This is a genomic window from Aneurinibacillus soli, assembly GCF_002355375.1.
Taxonomy (GTDB): domain Bacteria; phylum Bacillota; class Bacilli; order Aneurinibacillales; family Aneurinibacillaceae; genus Aneurinibacillus; species Aneurinibacillus soli.
In genome coordinates, this window is record NZ_AP017312.1 from 3,626,374 (window position 1) to 3,647,907 (window position 21,534).

Genomic DNA, 21,534 nt, shown 5'->3' on the forward strand with positions numbered 1-21,534 from the left:
CTATACTCCTCCTCCCATTAGTCTTTTGATTGTTCCATTGCCTTTAGCATTTCTGCAATCCGCTGTTTTTTTCGTTCATATTCACCTTTATCGCTCGAAGATTCCACCGTCGCAGGCTGACTCACTTCTTTCTTCTGACGCTCCAGCTGTTCACGAATATGATCTGGCACGTCATCCTTACGCGTTTGATTGCGTTTGGCTGAAGCAGTCGTTCCCGCTTGTTTGCGAGTACTACGCGTACTGCGCGCACCGGACGCTTGCTTTCGTTCAAGATGCATCTGACGTGCCTGTTGCTGTGCTTCCTGCACGGTCGTAATACCGCTTCGCTTCCAGTGCCCGGCGATCTTGTAGATCAACTCTTTCGGCAACTGGCCGTTGTGCGTCATCATTACATACTCCAATAGCACATTCACCACACCCGGCGGCAGCTGATAGTTCGCAAGTAGCTCCTCGACGATTTTCTGATCAGCCGGAGCAATCTTTGCCCCCTTCTGGTACTTCTCCATCAGTTGGAATGGCGAAAGCGAGGACAGGCGTAGCGCATGGCTCTCACTCTGGGAAAGCATGGCCTGCGTTGCCTCCTTCTCTGCTTCCTCCACCGATTGGAGTGCTTCTTCATCACGCGAGACAATACGAGGTGCACGACCCTGTTCACGGCGAAACCAGTCTTTTATAAGCCGACGCAGCTCGCCTATATCAATCTCATCGTATTCAATCACAGTAGGCTCCAACAGAAATCTTCCCATGATTTCACTATCTATGTTATAAAGAAACGCGAGGCTCGCCAGTTCGGTTCGTACAGCCGGAGTAAACAATTTTTCTTTCTTCACCATTTTCGGTAGGACAGCCGCCAAAAATTCATAATCAAGCTCTGTCTTCCGATATTCTCGACCAGCAGGCTCCTGTTCCCAAAATGTATCAAGCGGACTCTCTTGCTCGGTTTGGTGCAGGAATTCGGCTGTTTCTGTACCGCTTCCTACGATCAGCTCACTCGGTGATACATGGTGAAATACTTCATCGAACGCTTTCGTAACGCGCACGCGCGCACGACCTGCGATACGATGTTCATCCGGTGGCGAGAAGCGGCGCCTAAGCTTACGATAATACTCTTTCCCAACACGATTCAATAACATAATACCCAGCGTATCATCCTGAAAAAAGGCATGCGGCGCATACGGCGGCTGCAGTTCATATTCCAGCAGACGTTCTTCCTCATCCTCAGCTTTATACACCTCCAGAAGCCCGATTGCTTCTAACTGATGACGCGCCTTTATAATCGTAGGAAGCGGTGTTCCCATTGTGACCATCAAACCGTAATGGCTGCTCTGTACCGACGTAAAATTCGCAGGAGAGCTCTGATGATACAGCGTCTGATACAGCGCAGCCGGAAGAGCCCCGAGTAACGGCTGATACAGGTGAACGACATACCCAATCTCCGCTGCACTAATGGGGCGCTTCACCCGTACAACATAGGGATCTGCCGGGACCGTTTCTTTCCACTTCACTGCGTATCCCTCCCTACAACCATTCTTTTATTATACTAGCAGTTCAATGCTGTCAAATCGTTCTGGAATCACTGTTTCAAAACCAAGTTCTTCCTCGATTGTCTGGGCAAAAATCTTGCGCACATCCGGCTCTCCATGAACAACAATGACCTTTTTTGGTTTTTGTATAAATCCGCCAAGCCAATCGAGCAACCCACCCCGGTCAGCATGAGCCGAAAATCCTTCGATCATATGAACATGGGCGGCCACCTTATAATCTCGGCCAAAAATACGAACATGTCGTGCTCCGTCTACAATGCGCCGCCCGAGTGTCCCTGGCGCCTGATAGCCAACAAACACAAGGTGCGACTTCGGGCGCCAAATATGATGACGCAAATGGTGCTTAATGCGACCCGCTTCACACATACCACTTGATGAGATAATCATCGCCCCACTCGTTACCATGTTTAGACGTTGTGACTCTTCCTTCGTCTCGACGAATACAAGTCCGGGAAAAGCAAGCGGATCGGTACCGCGCTGAATATATACCTGACTTTCTTCATCAAACACATCCTCATGGTTACGGAACACCCGGGTCGCTTCAACCGCAAGCGGACTGTCGATAAACACTGGGAATGGTTTAATTGTACCATGCGCCAGCAGCTCCGTAAGTTCGTAAATAATCTCCTGCGTTCGCCCCACAGCGAAGGATGGAACAATGATCGTACCACCTTCCTCCTGAACGCGCTGTACAATACTGCTAAGCCTTTGTCTGCGGTCTATCTTGTGATCATGCAGACGATCTCCATATGTAGATTCAATAAACACATAATCCGCTTCAGCAATCCATGTCGGATCTTTCACAATTGCCTGCCCCCGACTTCCGAGATCACCGGAAAACACAACTTTACATGTCTTCCCTTCTTCCACTTCAACCCACAGCTCAATGATCGCCGAACCAAGCACATGCCCGGCATCTTGCAAGCGCACCTGTACCCCTGGTACGATCTCATGCATTTCGTCATAATCAATCCCAAAAAAACGCGACAGGCAACGCCGTCCGTCTTCTTCCGTATAGAGTGGCCGGATATGACGAGCGACCCGTGTCCCCTTCTTCTTGCGGCTGCGCCGTTCCGCTTCCATCTCCTGAATATGGCCACTATCGGGCAACAAAATGGAGCACAACTCCGCCGTAGAGTGCGTACAAATCACACGCCCGCGAAACCCGTCCCGACACAGCTTGGGAATCAATCCACTATGGTCGATGTGTGCATGCGTCAGCACGACGGCATCTATTTCACCTGGCTCGAACACAAACGGCTCCCGGTTGCGTTCCTCCATCTCCCCACTACCCTGAAACATCCCACAATCAACCAATACACGGTATTCACCAACTGCAAGCAAATAGCATGATCCGGTTACGGTACCGGCTGCCCCCAAACACTGTATGTTCATCCTGTCCCTGTCCTGTTCCAAAGAATGACCCTGCACACGGCAGGGTCATTCTTTCTTTTTATTATGTTTAAGCAACTCTTCCAGTTCTTTCACAAACACATTAATATCTTTGAACTGCCGGTACACAGACGCGAAGCGGACGTACGCCACCTCATCGACTTCATACAACGCATTCATGACCAATTCGCCCACATCCTTGCTTTGGACTTCTGCCTGGCCACAGTTACGTAGCTCTCGCTCGATTCGATCCACAATTCCTTCGAGCGTATCAAGTGGTACCGGGCGTTTCTCACAGGCACGAATCATCCCACGCAAAATTTTGTCCCGGCTGAATTCTTCCCGCACTCCGTCTTTTTTGATGACAAGAAGCGGTGTTTCTTCCACGACTTCAAACGTCGTAAAACGGCGCTGACACTCTTCGCACTCCCTGCGTCTGCGAATTGACTTGCTATCATTTACAGGACGTGAGTCAAGCACCCGCGTACCGTTATGCATACAGTATGGACATCGCATGTCATCAACCCCAGTATCATGGTACTTTCCCATTAGTTTGTCCCAGAAATTCGCTTACGTCAAGTGTATACCAAAAGAAAAGGGAGCCAAATTGGCTCCCTCGTGGCAACTATATGCTTACACAGTTACTTCCTGTTTTTTTTTCGCATTTACAGCTGCGGATACGTGCTTCGCAAGGTCGAGAACGCGGCAAGAATAACCCCACTCGTTGTCGTACCATGACAGAACTTTCACCTGACGAGTTCCCATTACCATCGTAGACAAGCCATCTACAATCGAAGAGTTCTCATCTCCGTTGAAATCAGCCGATACGAGTGGCTCGTCTGTGTAACCAAGAATGCCGTTCATGCTACCTTCACTTGCTTCACGAAGCGCACGATTCACATCTTCTGCTGTTACATCTTGCTTCACGTTTACCACAAGATCCACAACTGACACGTTCGGAGTCGGCACACGGAGCGAGAAGCCATTCAGTTTGCCTTGCAGTTGCGGAAGTACGAGGCCAACTGCACGTGCTGCTCCTGTAGAAGTCGGGATGATTGCCTGTCCGCACGCACGAGCACGGCGCAGATCTTTATGCGGATTATCGAGATTTTGCTGGTCGTTTGTATATGAGTGAATGGTTGTCATCATACCGGATTCAATGCCAAATGCCTGATCAAGAACTTTGGCTACCGGTGCTAAGCAGTTCGTTGTGCACGACGCATTGGATACAATGCTATGCTTCTCATAGTCATATACCTCTTGGTTTACACCCATTACGATTGTCGCTTCCACTTCTTTACCTGGAGCTGTAATCACAACTTTTTTCGCACCAGCTTGAATGTGCTTGCCTGCACCTTCCATATCTTTAAACTTGCCTGTCGCTTCGATTACGATTTCAACATCAAGCGCTTTCCACGGGAGATTCGCCGGGTCACGGTCCGATACAACCTTTGTCACTTTTCCGTTCACGATGATTGTGTCATCTTTTGTTTCGACTTTATCGGCAATGTTGCCGTGAATTGTATCATACTTAATCAGGTGAGCAAGCGTCTCAACCGGATAGCTCGCATTAATCGCTACTACTTCAATCTCCGGATCATGGATGGCTTTACGAAATACCATCCGCCCAATACGTCCAAATCCATTAATGGCAATTTTTGTCGTCATTAATTATGTTCCCCTTCCGGATATGTTCCACACTATTTACATGTCTTTATTATAATAAGTATGTCACTATTTGCAATACGTCCGCACAAATTCTTTAATTTAATAATTTTCTGAAAAATAAAGAGACCTTTCACAGTAAAGTGAAAGGATCAAAATTCTCCATCATAAATCTTGGCGTACCGCTGCTGATAGTATACCGCACGCTGTACATAATGTCTCGTCTCCCCAAATGGGATGTTACTCACTGTTTCGAGGCGACCATCCCATCTTCCCTGGTCCAACCAGCGCTTCACATTGCCCGGTCCAGCATTATACGCTGCAAGTACCGCATATGGATTACGTTCAAACATCTCATACAAAAACGAAATGTACCACGTCCCAAGCATGATGTTTACATCCGGCTCGTCCAAATACTCAGACGCCATCGGAGACAGCTTGGCCTGCTTGATCGCCCAATCCGCTGTGGCTGGCATGACCTGCATAAGTCCGACTGCACCCTTTTTGGAAATGCGCTTTTTGTCAAACTTTGACTCAATCTGGATAACCGCCATAATCAAATACGGATCAACGTTATACTGACTGGCTGACTTCCGAATTTCTTCTTTATAATACACCGGGTACATCAATTTCCACGTCCACGGCGCATCAAGCAAAATAAAAATCACCAGTAACGTAGCAAACAATGCCAGTTTTTTGCGTGTCATCCATTTCATCTGTGCTGCTCGTCCTCTGTGCGTAGCCGCTCCACCAGTTCATTCACCTGTCGTTCTGTCTCTGTAAGCGTGCCACTGTTGTCAATCACATCATGCGCGCGTGCTACCTTTTCCGCGATGGGCATCTGCGAGGCGATTCGCCCTTGGGCATCCTCCTCTGAGAAGCCGTTACGCGCAATCAGACGCGCAAGTTGCTGCTCTTCCGTGCACGATACAACCACAACACGCTCGACCATATACTCAAGCTTTGACTCATACAGCAGGGGAATATCGAGCACAATCAAACGAATACCTTCCCGATCCGCTTCCTCGGCCAGCTCCCGCATCCGACTTCGTACAGCCGGGTGAACAATCCCATTAAGCACGCGCCGCGCTTCTTCATCCGCAAAGACGATCTGTCCAAGCTTGATACGATCAATTTGCCGGTCGGGCAACAAAATATCCTGTCCAAAATAATCAATAATAAGAGACCAGGCAGCTTCGCCTGGCCGAACAACGTCACGTGCAATCACGTCTGCATCAACGATACGAGCCCCGCGCTCTGCTAACATGCGAGACACGGTACTTTTGCCGCAGGCGATGCTCCCGGTCAATCCAATCCTCATCGTTCTCCTCTCTCTCTTACAACAATTTAAAAAGTCCACACAAAATAAGCAGAATACCGGGCACATACGTCATCCGCTTCATCCACCCGGCATTCGAATAGACAAATCCGAGTTTAAGGCCGGATAGAATAAACACACAGCTCGCCGCACCAATCAACAGCGCCGTTAGCCATGGTGTGTACCCCATCAAAGCAGCTCCAATTCCGGCCCCGAACGCATCTAGTGATAGCGCCAGCCCAAGAAACATCGCTTCTACCCCGGAAATCGTCCCAGAATGGTCAAGATCGGCTTTCGTAGGCCGTTTCAAAATTTGAATCACAAGCCCGAGAGATTTAATTTCAATCGCCAGTACAGACTGCGGGTTCATTCCCTCCACAGCAAGAATCGGCTCTTCCTCTGCTTCTGCACTGCTATTTTGCTGGCTTCGGATGTTATACATCGCCCACAGCCCGATTCCAATCAGAATCGCTCCTCCGATGTAATGCGTAACCGACGGTGCCAGAAAATACGCCAGCCAGCCTCCAATATACATCGCGATTAGAATAACGAAAGCCGAACATGCAGTAATAATCACGACCGAATGCACCGGAATTTTGATCCGTCGCATCCCATATGTGATGCCAACGCCGAATCCGTCAATACTGACGGCAATCGCAAGCATCAGTAGTGAGAAAATATGAAGCACCTTTTGTTCCCCCTTCCCCGAATCAGCCTGGTTGTGTATAGGCGCTTCCTACACTATATGAAAAGGGGGAGAAGGGGTGCTTGTTAGTTTCGGGGCTGGCAGTTCGGGCAGGTATGGGTTCCTCGTCCGCCGACAACCGACTTTTCAATCGGTGCACCACAGACTACACACGGCTCACCGGTACGGCCATATGCTTTAAGCGTATGCTGGAAGTTCCCAGATTCCCCCTGCCCGTTCACATACGACTTGATTGAGGACCCCCCCAGTTCAATCGACTGTTCGAGAATGACAATAATATGCTGATGCAGAAGCCTCCACTGCTCATCGGTCAGTTCAGTCGGAAGCTTCTCCGGATGCACGCCTGCTGCAAACAGCACCTCATCAACATATATATTCCCAAGTCCGACCACAATTTCCTGATTTAGCAGAAGGGACTTAATTTTTGTCCGGCGGCGGATCATACGCTGCTTCAGCTCGTCCGGCGTGAAAGCTGGATCAAAGGGCTCTGGTCCAAGCTTATGAAGCGGCGGTCCCGCTTCCTCTAAGCCAAGCGGGAACAAATGCATGGTGCCAAACGTCCGCACATCCCGATAACGCAGCTCGGTACCGTCTGTAAAATGAAAAATCACATGTGTATGCTTCTCTACTTCCTCATCTGCCCGATACAGTCCATAACGCCCTTCCATTCGCAAATGAGAGACGAGCACGACATGATCCATATAAAACAGCAGAAACTTCCCACGGCGTCCAATATCGCGAATAGTCTGTCCCCGGAGCTCTTCGACAAACTGTCTGGCATCATCCGGCGCTTTAATCATACGTGCAAGCCCGACCGTTACCTTCGCAATCTGCTTGCCCACTACAAGGCGGGCAAGCGTACGCCGGACGTTCTCTACTTCTGGTAATTCCGGCATGAGTATCCTTCTTTCCTGTTATTTCGCTTCATACCAGCTTGGTCCATAGTTCACATCGACTTTAAGTGGAACGTCAAGCACAAGCGCACTCTCCATCACCTCAGGAACGAGGCGGCACATCACGTCAAGTTCGTGCTCGGGCACTTCAAAGATAAGTTCATCGTGTACCTGAAGGAGCATCCGGCTTGCAAGCTGTGCCTCTTCCATCCGCTTCGCCATGTTTACCATCGCTAGCTTAATAATATCGGCAGCGGTTCCTTGGATCGGTGTATTCATGGCCGTTCGTTCCGCAAAGCTGCGCAAATTGAAATTACGACTGTTAATGTCCGGCAGGTAGCGACGGCGTGAAAGCAATGTCGTCACATAACCGGCTTTTTTCGCTTCCAGCACACTTGTTTCCATATAACGCTTTACTCCCTGGAATACAGCAAAATAGCGTTCAATAAACTCAGCGGCCTGCTTGCGGGTAATGTTCAGATTTTGCGACAATCCGTAGTCACTGATGCCATATACAATCCCGAAATTCACCGCCTTTGCCTGACGGCGCATGAGCGACGTCACGTCTTCCTGTGCCACACCGAATACATCAGCAGCTGTTCGGGTATGGATGTCCGCTCCTTCCTGGAACGCTTTGATCAAATTCTCATCTCGCGCAATGTGAGCCAGAATACGCAGTTCGATCTGCGAATAGTCGGCAGAAAGAATATACCAGCCCGGCTCTGACGGCACGAATGCTTGCCGGATACGGCGGCCTTCTTCGAGCCGGATCGGGATGTTCTGCAAATTCGGCTCGGTACTGCTCAGGCGGCCCGTTGCCGTTACTGCCTGATTGAACGAAGTATGAATTTTGCTTGTATCCGGACGGATTTCTTTTTTCAGCCCCTCAATATATGTGGACTGTAACTTACCCAGCTGGCGGAATTCAAGAATGAGCGGAATGATTTCATGTGTATGCTCAAGTTTCTCCAGCACATCCGCACTTGTGGAATAGCCAGTCTTTGTTTTTTTATAAACCGGAAGCTGCAGTTTATCAAACAAGATTTCACCTAATTGTTTTGGGGAATTAATGTTGAATTCCACGCCAGCCAGCTCATAAATGCCGACAGTCAGAGAAGACAGCTTCTCAAGAAGTACACGTCCCATCTCATCCAGACGTGCGCGCTCTACCTGTACACCGCGCTTCTCCATATCGCCCAGCACTGTCGCAAGCGGTAGTTCAAGATCATAAAATAGTTCGCACACGCTCTCTTCTTTCATCGCCTGCTCCATCCGGTCATGCAGGCGGTATACCGCATCCGCCTTGCGAACGATGTGCAACCCAAGCTTATCCTCGTCTGGAATGCTACGCTTCGCACCCTTGCCGTATACTGCTTCATCGGACGGAAGTCCCATCTGATAGCGGGCTGCGATATCGCTCAGTTGATGGTTCGTCTCAGACGGATTGCTCACATATGAGGCAAGCATCGCATCAAAACAAATTCCTTCAAGGGTGATGTTCTGCCACGCAAGCGCTACCTGGCTGCGCTTAGCATCATATACCCACTTTTTCTGCGCGGAATCAGCTAACCAGTCCGTAAGCGTAGGCCAGTTCATCTCCGCAAATGGTACATACAGGCGAACATCTTCTCCTGCAATTCCAATACCGAGCACAGGCGCGCCATGATAATTATCGCCATCTACTTCTACGACTACTGCCATCGGAGATACGAGCTTTGCTCCCCACTCATCCCGATTCGCTTCGGTAATCGTTACGTACGCGATTTCCTCTCCGCTTGCTGCCCCACTCTCATTCGCTTCCGCTTCATTCATACCCAGACGCTCAAGCAACGATTTGAAAGCGAAGCGTTCAAACACAGGCGCGACTTTCTCTGCTACATATGCTGCATATGCTGTATTTTCCAGCGTAATCGCAAGCGGTGCCTCGCGAAGAATCGTGGCCAGCTCTTTGCTCATACGTGCATCATCTGCATGCGCTGCGATTTTTTCCTGCAGTTTCTTTCCTTTCACTTCGGATGCATGAGCGAGCACATCTTCCACTGTACCGAATTCATGCAACAGCTTGAGAGCCGTCTTCTCTCCTACCCCTGGAATACCCGGAATATTATCAGATGTATCACCCATTAGCCCTTTCAGATCAATAATCTGTACAGGTGTAAGCTGGTATTTGTCCATAATTTCCTGTGGAGAATACAGCTCGGTTTCACTAATTCCCTTGCGTGTCAGGGCGACTTTCGTCCGATCAGACACAAGCTGTAGCATGTCTTTGTCACCCGATACAATGAGCGTACTATACCCGTTTGCTTCCGCCTGCGCGGACATCGTACCGATAATATCATCTGCTTCATAGCCTGGAAGCTCGTAATGTGCAATGCTGAATGCATCAAGTAACTCTTTCATAAGCGGGAACTGCGCGGATAGCTCGCCCGGTGTTTTCTGACGTGTTCCTTTATAATCTTTATACCCCTCTGTACGGAACGTGACCTTACCTGCATCAAAGGCGACCAGTACATGGGTAGGCTTTTCTTCTTCCAGTATACGCATGAGCATCATCGTAAATCCATATACTGCATTCGTATACAGTCCTTCGTTGTTCGTCAACAACGGAAGAGCATAGAACGCACGATTGGCAATGCTGTTCCCGTCAATAATAATTAATTTTTTTTCCATTCAACCACGTCCCATCTCTTTCCCATTCGAAAGTATGTATGGTGTTATCATACCATACACTTTTTGTTGAATCGACCACGCTTGGATTCAAAAAAAGCGATCTCACTCGTCATCGTAGACGTTTGGAGATCGCTCTTTCTCATGTTTCCTATTTCGTTACATTCACAAACGGTACAGCACCGCCTGTTGTGCTTGGTAGCTTGCCGTCCCATTTCTCGATGGCTTTTAATTGTGCTTCGATCTCACGCAGCTTTACAAGCTCTGGCGTCACTTCCTGCTTCTGCAAGCGCAGGGCAGCAGCCGCTGCTTCTGCCTGTGTAATCGTCTGCTCTTTTTCAATCTTAATGCGGTTAAGATCAAGATTTGATTTCAGTGCCTGTTGTTCAGCAATCTGCTTCTGTTCGATCGCTTTATTGAATTCATCGCTAAACTTAAATTCAGTAATATTAATTTCATCGAGTACCATATGATACGTAGCCAGTTTCTTTGCAAGAAGTTCTTTTACCTGCTGGCTTACTTCAGAACGCTTAGAGATGAGCTGTTCAGCCGTGTAGCGAGCTGTAACTGCCTTCAGCGCTTCCCCGATTGCCGGATCAACAATCCGACTTTTAAAATCAAGCCCAACATTTTGGTACAGCTTGTTGGCATGACTCGGGTCAATATGGAAGTTAACGGCCATTGTAGTCGTCACAATCTGTAAGTCTTTCGAAGCCGCTGATGCCTGGCTTTCGGCTTTTTGCACCCGCACTTCCATCGGAACAATCTCCTGGACAAACGGAATTTTAAAATGCAGCCCTTCTTCAAACAGCTTATCCTGTACCGCTCCGAGCTGAACAATAATCCCTCTTGTGCCCGGTTGCACGACTGTAAATGCCTGCGAGAGCAATCCAAGCACAAGAACGAGAGGAATCCCCCACTTTATTGCTTTTGTAACTCCCGGTGGTCCCTCCATCTTCACGACATTACTGCTCATCATGCATCCCCCTCTATATTATGTCTTATGGATACATACGTGGGGATCTGGAAAAAGTTTCAGGAATGTTCAATCTGGCGCTTTGGAAGTTGTACAGTGAATACCGTCCCTTCTTCTTCACGGCTCTCTACAGTGATCATGCCATGATGAGACTCGACCAGATGCTTGACGATTGCAAGACCAAGCCCTGTTCCACCTGACTCACGTGAGCGTGCCTTATCAACACGATAGAAGCGCTCAAAAATGCGAGTCAAATGCTCAGCCGGAATCCCAATCCCTGTATCACTCACTTTGAGCTCAACCTGGTTTACCCCGGCATCTTCTACTGTAATCGTCACTTCTCCGCCCTCCGGTGTATACAGAATGGCATTGCTGACGAGATTCAATACAACCTGCTGCAGACGATCCCGGTCTCCATCGAGTATACATGAAATGGAAAGCGGAAGATAAATCGTAATATCTCGAGCACGCGCTTCTTCCCGTACAAGGCGCACTGTCTCATGTACCAGTTGTACGAGGTCAACCGTTTCAAATTTAAGCGGCATTTTTTTCTGCTCGATTTTGGACAGATCAAGAATATCTGTAACCAGACGATTCAAACGATCGCTTTCTTCATTGATAATCGTTAAGAAAGTACGACTGATCTCCGGGTCCTCCAACGCTCCATCAAGAAGCGTCTCCGAAAATCCTTTAATAGACGTAATCGGCGTGCGCAGTTCATGCGACACATTTGCTACAAATTCACTGCGCATTTTCTCTAGGCGACGAATGGACGTAATGTCATGAAGAAGCACAATGACGCCTTTCACATGCCCGTCTTCACTGGCATATGCCCCAAGGTGAACATCCAAAATGCGCTCTTCTGGATAATACAGATGAATTTCTTCTCGCATCTTTCCCCCTGTTTCAAAACAGCGGTCAATAAACATACTAAGTCCGGAATTTTTGCCTACCTCTTGATGCAAGTGCCCGATATATTTCCGGACATCATGACCCAGAATTTCCTCGACTGCGACATTCATCATCACAATCCGACGCGTGTCACTAATGAGCATCACACCACTGACCATGTTGTTCAGAATGCCTTCTAACCGCTTCTCGTTTTCCTGAATGGCCGACATCTGCTGTTCGAGGCTGAGCGCCATGGAATTGATTGCCTGCGCAAGCTGCCCGATCTCTCCCTTCGCACGGGTGGCAATTCGACTTCGGAATTGCTTGCGTGTAATATCACGGGCTACACGGGTAATCTCTTCGATTGGCTGTGTGATACTTCTCGTAATGCGCGTACTAATAAAACTGTACAGCAGAAGCACAAGTACGAGTACCCCTGTAAGACTTAACCACAGATTGCGTACGGTTTCCTGCACTTTCGTAATTTTAATCGCAATGCGAACAAGCCCTTCAAGCTTCCCGTTCTGCTTCAACGGAACCGCTACGTACATCATGTCGTAATTCATCGTTGCACTATAACGGATCGCATGTCCGGTTCCCGTTCGAAGTGCTTCCCGAATCTCTGGCCGGTTCAGGTGATTCGGCAGTGTAGCCGGTGAATGATCAGAGTCAGAGAGTACTTTTCCGTTCTGTGCCAGCACAGTAATACGCGCTCCGAGCTGCTCCGCAAACTGCTTCATTCTGATGCCCAGCACATCTGGTTTCTTATACAGCTGACCATATACGATATCATCAGCAATTAGGTGAACTTCTGTTGTGAGGTGCTTTTCCAACACATCAATATAAATAGACTGCACCAGCTTCGCTGTATAAAGGCCAAGCGTTACTAAAAGCGATACAATAATTAATAAAAAAACAACGTTCAAGCGGATGCGAAAACTTTGCATGTTAGCCCTCTAACTTATAGCCCAAGCCGCGCACGGTTTTTATGTATTTAGGCTGCTTGGTGTCTTCCTCAATTTTTTCCCGCAGATGACTGATATGTACGTCTACGATACGAGAATCTCCGACAAAATCATAATTCCAGACCGCATTCAACAGCTGATCCCGCGTCATCACACGTCCTGGATGAGCAGCCATGTATTGCAGCAGTTCGAATTCTTTTGGTGTCAGTTCGAGGCGTCTGTCTCCAAAAAACACTTCGTATTTTTCCGGATAAATACGCAGCTGGCCGAGCATAATTCCCTCTTCGCCCGCATCATCCTGTACATCTTTTTCCTGCGGCTGGCTGCGGCGCAAAATGGCCTTAATACGCGCCACGACTTCACGCGGGCTAAACGGCTTCGTCATATAGTCGTCTGCACCGAGCTCAAGCCCCAGAATTTTATCGAATTCTTCATCTTTAGCTGTCAGCATAAGGACTGGTGTATTGATCTTTTCCATGCGCAGCGTCTTACATACTTCCATGCCATCCATCCCAGGCAGCATGACATCCAGTACAATGAGATCAAAATTTTCCATTTTGGCCATTTTAACCGCTGTCAGTCCATCCATTGCCTTACTAACTTCGAATCCCGCTTTTTGCAAGTTGAATTCCAGCAACGTCAAAATCGACTGCTCATCATCTACAATTAATAATTTTCTCACACTCGACACCCTTAGTTTTCAAATTTCTCAAGCTCTTTCTCATGCTCATCATACCAATATTTTGGACAAGAAAAAAGAGCCCGGGTTTAATACCCAGACCCTTTATATGGCAAGATTTACGCCAGTACTGCCATTACGTTGCGAACTGCGTCAGCAGATTTATCAAGTGCTGCTTTTTCGTCAGCAGTAAGGTCAAGTTCGTATACTTTTTCAATACCGTCTTTGCCGAGCAGTGTCGGTACGCCAAGGTACAGATCGTTGTAGCCATATTCGCCTTCAAGGTATGCGATTGTTGGCAGAATACGTTTCTGGTCTTTGATGATTGCTTCTGCCATTTCCACGAGGGAAGCAGCTGGAGCGTAGTAAGCAGAACCGTTACCAAGCAGGTTAACGATCTCAGCACCACCGTTACGAGCACGGTCAACGATTTGATCCAGACGGTCTTTCGGAATAAGTGTTTCGAGCGGGATGCCGCCAGCATAAGAGTAACGTACAAGCGGAACCATTGTGTCGCCATGACCACCAAGTACGAAACCTGTTACGTCTTTTACAGATACGTTGAGTTCCATTGCAACGAATGTACGGAAACGTCCTGTGTCAAGCACACCGGATTGACCGATTACACGGTTTTTCGGGAAGCCTGTTGTTTTGAACAGTGTGTATGTCATCGCATCTACCGGGTTGGAGAGTACGAGGATAGTCGAATTCGGAGCGTATTTTTTGATTTGCTCACCTACAGATTTCATGATGCCTGCGTTTGTGTTCACAAGGTCATCACGGCTCATACCTGGTTTACGAGCAATACCTGCTGTTACGATTACCATATCAGCATCTTTGATATCCTCATAGTTAGCAGTACCTGTTACGCTAGCGTCGAAGCCTTGAACAGGGCCAGCTTCTGCCATATCAAGTGCTTTACCTTTTGTAGAGCTTTCCATTTGAGGGATATCAACGAGAACAACATCACCCAGTTCTTTTTGTGCAAGAAGGAATGCAGCAGTAGCACCTGTGAAACCTGAACCAATAACAGCGATTTTTTTACGTGTAAAAGACATAGTTTTTCGCCTCCTGGTTGAATGGTATATATAGAACAAATTCAAAACACATATAGCAAAGGGGAAACGTATGCCTGAACGGTATGCGTTTCCCCATGTAAAAGTAAGGATATGAATTACATGTTTTTGATCAATGCATCGCCAAACTCAGAGCACTTCAGCTCTGTAGCGCCGTCCATCAGACGTGCGAAGTCATACGTAACTTCCTTCGAAGAAATGGTTTTCTCGATGGAGTTAATGATCAAATCAGCCGCTTCTGTCCAGCCCATGTGACGGAACATCATTTCGCCAGAAAGAATAACGGAAGATGGATTTACTTTATCAAGACCTGCATACTTCGGAGCTGTACCATGTGTTGCTTCGAAGATCGAGCGGCCTGTTACGTAGTTGATGTTAGCGCCCGGTGCGATACCGATACCGCCAACCTGTGCAGCGAGTGCATCGGATACATAGTCACCGTTCAGGTTCAGCGTAGCTACTACATCATACTCAGCTGGACGAGTCAGAATTTGTTGCAGGAATGCATCTGCAATCACATCTTTTACGATGATTTTGCCTGCTTCTTCTGCTTCTGCCTGCGCTTTGTTCGCAGCATCTTTGCCCTGCTCATCAGCAATACGATCATATTGTGCCCATGTAAATACTTTATCAGCAAATTCTTTTTCTGCCAACTCGTAGCCCCATGTTTTGAAAGCACCTTCTGTGAACTTCATGATATTTCCTTTATGAACAAGCGTTACGCTCTTACGTTTGTTCGCAACTGCATACTCGATGGCAGCACGAACAAGACGGCTTGTTCCTTCTTTAGAAACAGGCTTTATGCCGATACCGGATGTTTCCGGGAAGCGGATTTTATTAACGCCCATTTCGTCTTGCAGGAAGCTGATCACTTTTTTCACTTCTTCGCTGCCTTCATTCCATTCAATACCTGCATAAATATCTTCCGTATTTTCACGGAAAATAACCATATCAGTTTGCTCTGGGTGTTTTACCGGAGAAGGCACGCCATCGAAATATTGAACCGGACGCACACATGCATACAGGTCAAGTTCTTGACGAAGTGCTACGTTAATCGAGCGGATACCGCCGCCAACCGGAGTTGTTAACGGTCCTTTGATCGCTACCAGGTATTCATTGATTGCAGTCAGCGTATCTTTTGGCAGCCATTCACCATACGTATTGAATGCTTTTTCCCCTGCAAATACTTCGTACCAAGCGATTTTTTTCTCACCGTTGTACGCTTTCTCTACAGCAGCATCCAGAACGCGAACAGACGAATTCCAAATATCAGGACCTGTACCGTCACCTTCAATGAATGGAACGATCGGATTGTTTGGAACGTTCAACTTACCTGTGCTGTCAACCGTGATTTTCTCACCATGCGTCGGCATTTCGTACTTTTCAAAAATGGACACCTTTACCCCTCCCAAAGTATGTACTTATCGCCGTTCGAACAGCTCTCTTGTCTGAACAGCGACTATAAAATGAAACAGGAGAGGGTAAAAAAACCCTCACCTGTTTGCAAACGGTAAAATTAGCGTTCGCTCACCGGTACATATTTAACATTCACCGGACCTACATAGTCCGCACGCGGACGGATCAGGCGGTTGTTTTCATACTGTTCAAGGATGTGTGCAGTCCAGCCAGACATACGGCTGATCGCAAAGATCGGTGTGAACAGGTCACGCGGGATGTTCAGGCTGTGATATACGGACGCAGAATAGAAATCTACGTTCGGTTTCAGACCTTTTTCACCTGTTACCATCTCATGGATCTTTACAGACATTTCATACCACTGCGGCTGTCCTGTAAGCTTAGTAAGCTTCTCGGACATTTTGCACAGGTGTTTTGCACGTGGGTCGCCATCCTTGTATACACGGTGACCAAAGCCCATAATTTTTACTTTTTGATCCAGCTTCTCGCGGATATAGCTTTCCACGTTTGCTGGGTCTTTGATTTCTTCAAGCATCGCCATAACCGCTTCGTTCGCACCACCGTGGAGCGGACCTTTAAGTGCGCCGATTGCAGATGTGATACCAGAATAAATATCAGATAGCGTTGCTACTGTAACACGTGCCGCGAATGTAGAAGCGTTCAGCTCGTGGTCAGCGTGCAGAACAAGCGCTGTATCAAGTGCGTCAATTGCAATTGGATCCGGTTCTTCACCGTTAAGCATATATAAGAAATTTTGCGCGAGGCCGAAATCTTTGCGCGGAGCTACTGGCTCCTTACCTTGACGGATGCGGCTGAATGCAGCAATTACTGTGCCAACTTTTGCTTGAAGACGGATTGCCTTACGAAGATTCGCTTCGCGAGACATATCCTGTGCTTCTGTGTCGTGCAGAGCAAGCGCAGAGATTGCTGTGCGCAATACTGCCATCGGATGGTTACCCTCCGGAGCAGCTTTCAGGATGTCGATAATATTTTGCGGGATTTCCGCATTTTCTGCAAGTTCTTTCTTAAGGTTGTCCAGTTCATCTGCTTTTGGCAGACGTGTGTGCCAGAGCAAGTAGACAACTTCCTCAAATGAAGCGTTCTCTGCGAGTTCATCAATATTGATTCCTGCGTACGTCAACACGCCGTCAATAATGGAGCTGATGGAAGATTGTGCTGCTACAATGCCTTCTAAACCTTTAGTTGCTGACATAGTATTATCTCTCCTTTATCCCAAATATGTCTGTTGGACGCTTCTGAAGATATCCTCCATCTTTTTCAGAGCTCCCCATAGGGTATAAAGAAAGAGGATACTTCTTAAGTCAGAATAATTATAGAATACTTCACTGTATTTGTGAATGTTTTATTAACAAACTGTGAAAGATTGTGTAACAATGGGGAAAGCTTGCTTTTTTCTCCATAGTTATCATACCCTAAAAAAGAAAATTAAGAAAGTACAAATCAATCCAAATAATGGAGGAGGCTGTATGAACACCACAATTTTGTATCATAGAATATTCCAGATGCTCCGATTCATCCTTGTACTTGTCGGTCTGTATGTGATTTACAAAGCCCTTGTATTTACTACACCGTTACTGTACCCCTTTTTAATCGGGTTTATTATCGCCTATATGATCAATCGCCCGGTGAACGCACTGGAAGAACGGTTCCATTGGCCACGCTGGCTAGCAATTTCCGCCCTGCTTGTTGTGGTCATAATCATTATTCTCGGTATTGCTACGCTTCTTGTTACACAAGTAGTAATCGAGATTGGCAAACTAACGGAGATGCTGCCCATCTATATTGACCAGCTTTCCACCTATGCGAAAAACTTCTTCACCCAAAGTATTCAATCCAGCTTGTATGAGCGATTTGTTAGTCTATACAGCAGTCTCGATGCAAGCTACCAAGAAAAAATTCATGACACAATCGGGCGTACTATGTCAGGACTTGCAACAGCTGGAACGAACCTGACCAAAATAATATTGGCCGGTATTCAGGGGATTCTTTCCTCTCTGCCGAACGCCGCTACGGTTATGGTGATCTCGATCATGTCAGCGTTTTTCATCAGCAAAGATTATGACAAAATCACCGGGAAATTTCGCGCTCTTCTTCCTGATGAATACTCGATTAAAGGACGCCGTGTCGCTGACGATCTGCGTAAAGCTCTGATCGGTTTTGTCAAAGCACAACTTACATTGATCACGATTACGGCTGTAATCGTGATTATCGGCCTGCTCGTCCTGCAAGTTCGCTACGCCGTATCAATTGGTCTTCTGGCTGGATTAGTCGATTTAATGCCGTATCTTGGGACGGGCACTGTATTTGTGCCATGGATTGCATATTCCGTATTTGATCACGATTATAAACTAGTGATTGGGCTTTCTGTTCTATATGCCATCGTCATTATTCAGCGCCAGATTATGGAACCAAAAATTGTCGCCACGAATGTTGGACTCGATCCGCTTCTTACACTAATTGCCCTATTTGTTGGTCTTAAGTTGTTTGGATTTATCGGATTAATTGCAGGTCCTGTTCTGCTTGTTGTCATCAATGCTTTGCAAAACGCGGGGGTGTTCCGCGATACGTGGGAATTTATTAAAGGGCAGCCACCATCTACACCATAATAAATGTCTACATTAATACGGTAAAAAAGAAAAAAAGCAGATAAGCGACAGCTTTCTGCTTTTTTCTTTATATTTATGAAAAGCGATTGAAATTAAAAATCCGAAACTGACCTGTTTGTATTTTCCTATATAACCAGCTTTTAAGGAGTCGTCGCGCGATGATACGTGTGCCGGGGAAAAGCAGGAAGAACCCAAAAATATCTGTAAGAAATCCAGGCGTTAGCAGTAAAAGTCCCCCGGCAAAAACACAGATCCCATCAAGAATCGCATCTCCCGGAAGTTGCCCCTGACTCATCTGCACTTGCGCCATCCGAAATACTCGCAGCCCCTGCTGACGCGCAAGCCATGCCCCTCCGACTCCGGTCAAAATACAGAAAAGGATCGTCGGAATCCAGCCAATTCCTTGTCCGGCTTTAACAAACAGCCAGATCTCAAGCGTCGGAATAACGAGCAGCAGTACAATCAAAATACGCAGCATACGTTTTCCTCCTTGTTTTTATACCCGTTCATACCGTTTCATGATCTCATATAGTTCAGGCATTTTCTTCTCAATTCGAACCGGCTTAAGTTCAGTCGTCGTCCAAATATGGTGCGTTTCACCTGTTACGAGCAGTTCATGATCAGACAAGCGGCGAATCTCATACCCAAAAACAAGTCGTACCCCTTCACATTTGACAACCTGTGTCCGTATCAGTAGCTCTTCATCATAGCGAGCTGCTTTTTTGTATTTCAAGTTTGTCTCAGACAACGGAAGCATGAAGCCAAGATCTTCGAAGCGGCGATATGCGTACCCGATGTCTCGAATCATCTCGGTGCGCCCAACTTCGAACCAGATCAAATAATTGGAATGATACACGACCTGCATCTGGTCTGTGTCCGCATACCGCACACGAACCGTCGTTTCAAACCATTTTCCATTCTCTTCTGTCATGGTTTCTCCGTGTCCCTTTTACAAAATACGAGCGAAGCCGGAATAAATATGGCCCGTCATCGCATCCACCGTTACTTCATCGCCATCCGCAAACAAATCAGCCGCATTATGTACACCGACAACGACCGGAATGCCAACATTCAGCCCGACAACTGCCGCATGTGACGTTAACCCGCCTTCTTCTACAATCAGCGCACTCGCTTTTTCAATCAATGGCATCATCTCACGGTCTGTGCTAGTGGCAACAAGTATGAATGGTCTTTCTGGAAGTGGTGGAAGTTCAGCATTTGCTTTCACATTCAATACATGTCCCGTTGCCGCTTTCCGGCCAATGCCCTGTCCGCGTGCTGTTACATCACCAACAACGTGAACTTTGAGCAAGTTCGTCGTACCTGGCTCCCGTACTGGAACACCTGCCGTAATGATAACAAGGTCCCCACTCTTCACCAGACCGGCTTGCATCGCTGTTTTCACTGATGTATCCAGCATTTCATCCGTTGTACCGGATGCTTGTGATTGCACCGGGATGACGCCCCAGACAAGCGCTAGCTTGCGGCATACATGAGCATGTGGTGTAACCGCAACGATTGGCGCTTTCGGACGGAACTTAGATACCATACGTGCTGTATGTCCACTCTCTGTTGCCGTAATAATCGCCTGTGCATCCAGATCAAATGCGACATTAGCAACTGCTTGACTAAGCGCATCTGGAATAAGCACCTGTTTGCGGCTTGATTGCGTATGAAGAATTTCGTGGTACGCAAGTGCAGCTTCGGTCCGCTCCGCGATCCGGTTCATTGTTTGGACGGCTTCCACCGGATATTTACCAGCGGCTGTCTCGCCTGACAGCATAATGGCGTCCGTTCCATCAAAAATTGCATTCGCCACATCGCTTGCTTCCGCCCGTGTCGGGCGCGGATTACGCTGCATAGAATCAAGCATTTGTGTCGCTGTAATAACTGGCTTGCCAACTTGATTGCATGTATAGATGAGTTCTTTCTGCACAAGCGGCACTTCTTCCGCCGGAATCTCAACACCAAGATCGCCACGAGCTACCATCAGGCCGTTCGATACGGCCAAGATATCTGCCGCATTTTTAACCCCTTCATGGTTTTCAATTTTGGAGATGATTTGAATCGAAGCGCCATGACGTTCCAAAATTTTACGGATGTCCAACACATCTTCTGGCTTACGTACGAATGATGCTGCAATAATGTCGACATTCTGTGCAATCCCAAATTCGATATCCTGCGCATCTTTCTCCGTAATACCCGGCAGACCAATCTGTACACCTGGCACATTGACCCCTTTGCGATCTTTCAGCGTACCGCCATTAAGAATGCGGCAGTGAATGTCCGGTCCTTCTACTTTTTCAACTGTTAGTCCGATAAGACCGTCATCAATAAGAATCGTAGACCCTGGGTGCACATCATTTGGCAGCCCTTCATACGTAATGGAAACACGCTTCTCATTGCCACGAATCTCTTCGGCTGTAAGGACGATCATTTCCCCTTCTTTCAGTTCCACCGATGGCTGATCAAGAAGGCCAGTGCGAATTTCCGGGCCTTTTGTATCGAGTAGAATGGCAATGTTTTTGCCGAGTTCGGATGCTGCCTGACGAATCGCTGTAATACGCGCCGCATGCTCTTCATGTGTGCCATGGGAGAAATTTAGACGGGCGACGTTCATTCCGGCCTTCATCAATTCTTTCAGGGTGTCAATCGATTCACTTGCTGGACCAATGGTGCAGACGATCTTCGTTTTTCGCATGGTTTGTTTCGGACCTCC

At 47.5% G+C, this 21,534-nt stretch carries 19 protein-coding genes; 1 reads left to right on the forward strand and 18 read right to left on the reverse strand.

Annotation, left to right across the window (positions count from 1 at the left end; translation table 11 throughout):
• Positions 1-17 precede the first annotated feature (17 nt).
• The 15 genes from CB4_RS18325 to citZ form a co-directional block, all read right to left on the reverse strand.
• Positions 18-1,505 (reverse strand): replication initiation and membrane attachment family protein, encoded by a 1,488-nt coding sequence (locus tag CB4_RS18325; protein ID WP_096467177.1) that lies wholly within the window; start codon positions 1,503-1,505, stop codon positions 18-20.
• Positions 1,506-1,535: 30 nt separating this feature from the next.
• Entirely contained in the window at positions 1,536-2,939 is a 1,404-nt protein-coding gene (locus tag CB4_RS18330; protein ID WP_096467178.1) for an MBL fold metallo-hydrolase RNA specificity domain-containing protein, read from the reverse strand.
• A 45-nt stretch (positions 2,940-2,984) separates the two neighbouring features.
• On the reverse strand, positions 2,985-3,452 hold the full coding sequence (nrdR, locus tag CB4_RS18335) for a transcriptional regulator NrdR (protein WP_096467179.1): 468 nt from the start codon (positions 3,450-3,452) through the stop codon (positions 2,985-2,987).
• 117 nt (positions 3,453-3,569) lie between these two features.
• Positions 3,570-4,604, reverse strand: coding sequence for a glyceraldehyde-3-phosphate dehydrogenase (locus CB4_RS18340; protein ID WP_096467180.1), 1,035 nt, complete (start codon positions 4,602-4,604; stop codon positions 3,570-3,572).
• A gap of 149 nt (positions 4,605-4,753) precedes the next feature.
• Positions 4,754-5,317, reverse strand: a complete 564-nt coding sequence (locus tag CB4_RS18345; RefSeq protein WP_096467181.1) for a lytic transglycosylase domain-containing protein — start codon at positions 5,315-5,317, stop codon at positions 4,754-4,756.
• Entirely contained in the window at positions 5,314-5,922 is a 609-nt protein-coding gene (gene coaE, locus CB4_RS18350) for a dephospho-CoA kinase (RefSeq protein WP_096467182.1), read from the reverse strand. The genes CB4_RS18345 and coaE overlap by 4 nt, the downstream gene beginning before the upstream one ends.
• A gap of 16 nt (positions 5,923-5,938) precedes the next feature.
• The gene (gene ytaF / locus CB4_RS18355; RefSeq protein ID WP_096467183.1) at positions 5,939-6,607 is read right to left on the reverse strand and encodes a sporulation membrane protein YtaF; all 669 of its coding nucleotides are present in this window, start codon (positions 6,605-6,607) and stop codon (positions 5,939-5,941) included.
• Positions 6,608-6,690: 83 nt separating this feature from the next.
• On the reverse strand, positions 6,691-7,521 hold the full coding sequence (gene mutM, locus CB4_RS18360; RefSeq protein WP_096467184.1) for a DNA-formamidopyrimidine glycosylase: 831 nt from the start codon (positions 7,519-7,521) through the stop codon (positions 6,691-6,693).
• A gap of 18 nt (positions 7,522-7,539) precedes the next feature.
• Positions 7,540-10,188, reverse strand: coding sequence for a DNA polymerase I (gene polA, locus CB4_RS18365; protein WP_096467185.1), 2,649 nt, complete (start codon positions 10,186-10,188; stop codon positions 7,540-7,542).
• A 148-nt stretch (positions 10,189-10,336) separates the two neighbouring features.
• On the reverse strand, positions 10,337-11,164 hold the full coding sequence (locus tag CB4_RS18370; RefSeq protein WP_096467186.1) for a prohibitin family protein: 828 nt from the start codon (positions 11,162-11,164) through the stop codon (positions 10,337-10,339).
• A 56-nt stretch (positions 11,165-11,220) separates the two neighbouring features.
• Positions 11,221-12,999, reverse strand: coding sequence for a two-component system histidine kinase PnpS (gene pnpS, locus CB4_RS18375; RefSeq protein ID WP_096467187.1), 1,779 nt, complete (start codon positions 12,997-12,999; stop codon positions 11,221-11,223).
• Position 13,000: 1 nt separating this feature from the next.
• Entirely contained in the window at positions 13,001-13,699 is a 699-nt protein-coding gene (locus CB4_RS18380) for a response regulator transcription factor (RefSeq protein ID WP_096467188.1), read from the reverse strand.
• 116 nt (positions 13,700-13,815) lie between these two features.
• Positions 13,816-14,754, reverse strand: a complete 939-nt coding sequence (mdh, locus tag CB4_RS18385; protein ID WP_096467189.1) for a malate dehydrogenase — start codon at positions 14,752-14,754, stop codon at positions 13,816-13,818.
• Between the two features lie 116 nt (positions 14,755-14,870).
• Positions 14,871-16,145 (reverse strand): NADP-dependent isocitrate dehydrogenase, encoded by a 1,275-nt coding sequence (gene icd / locus CB4_RS18390; RefSeq protein ID WP_096467808.1) that lies wholly within the window; start codon positions 16,143-16,145, stop codon positions 14,871-14,873.
• A 143-nt stretch (positions 16,146-16,288) separates the two neighbouring features.
• Complete coding sequence (gene citZ / locus CB4_RS18395; RefSeq protein ID WP_096467190.1) at positions 16,289-17,401, reverse strand: citrate synthase; 1,113 nt, start codon at positions 17,399-17,401, stop codon at positions 16,289-16,291.
• 274 nt (positions 17,402-17,675) lie between these two features.
• On the opposite strand from citZ, the gene ytvI reads away from it, so the two are divergent.
• Entirely contained in the window at positions 17,676-18,815 is a 1,140-nt protein-coding gene (gene ytvI, locus CB4_RS18400; RefSeq protein ID WP_096467191.1) for a sporulation integral membrane protein YtvI, read from the forward strand.
• 73 nt (positions 18,816-18,888) lie between these two features.
• Here ytvI and CB4_RS18405 read toward each other — a convergent pair whose 3' ends face one another.
• Genes CB4_RS18405 through pyk form a run of 3 tightly spaced genes read right to left on the reverse strand, consistent with a single transcriptional unit; the run spans position 18,889 to position 21,516 of the window.
• Complete coding sequence (locus tag CB4_RS18405) at positions 18,889-19,293, reverse strand: FxsA family protein (protein ID WP_096467192.1); 405 nt, start codon at positions 19,291-19,293, stop codon at positions 18,889-18,891.
• 18 nt (positions 19,294-19,311) lie between these two features.
• Positions 19,312-19,746 carry an acyl-CoA thioesterase gene (locus CB4_RS18410; protein WP_096467193.1) on the reverse strand — a complete coding sequence of 145 codons (435 nt, stop codon included), beginning with the start codon at positions 19,744-19,746 and terminating at the stop codon, positions 19,312-19,314.
• Between the two features lie 18 nt (positions 19,747-19,764).
• Positions 19,765-21,516, reverse strand: a complete 1,752-nt coding sequence (gene pyk, locus CB4_RS18415; RefSeq protein WP_096467194.1) for a pyruvate kinase — start codon at positions 21,514-21,516, stop codon at positions 19,765-19,767.
• Positions 21,517-21,534: the final 18 nt, after the last annotated feature.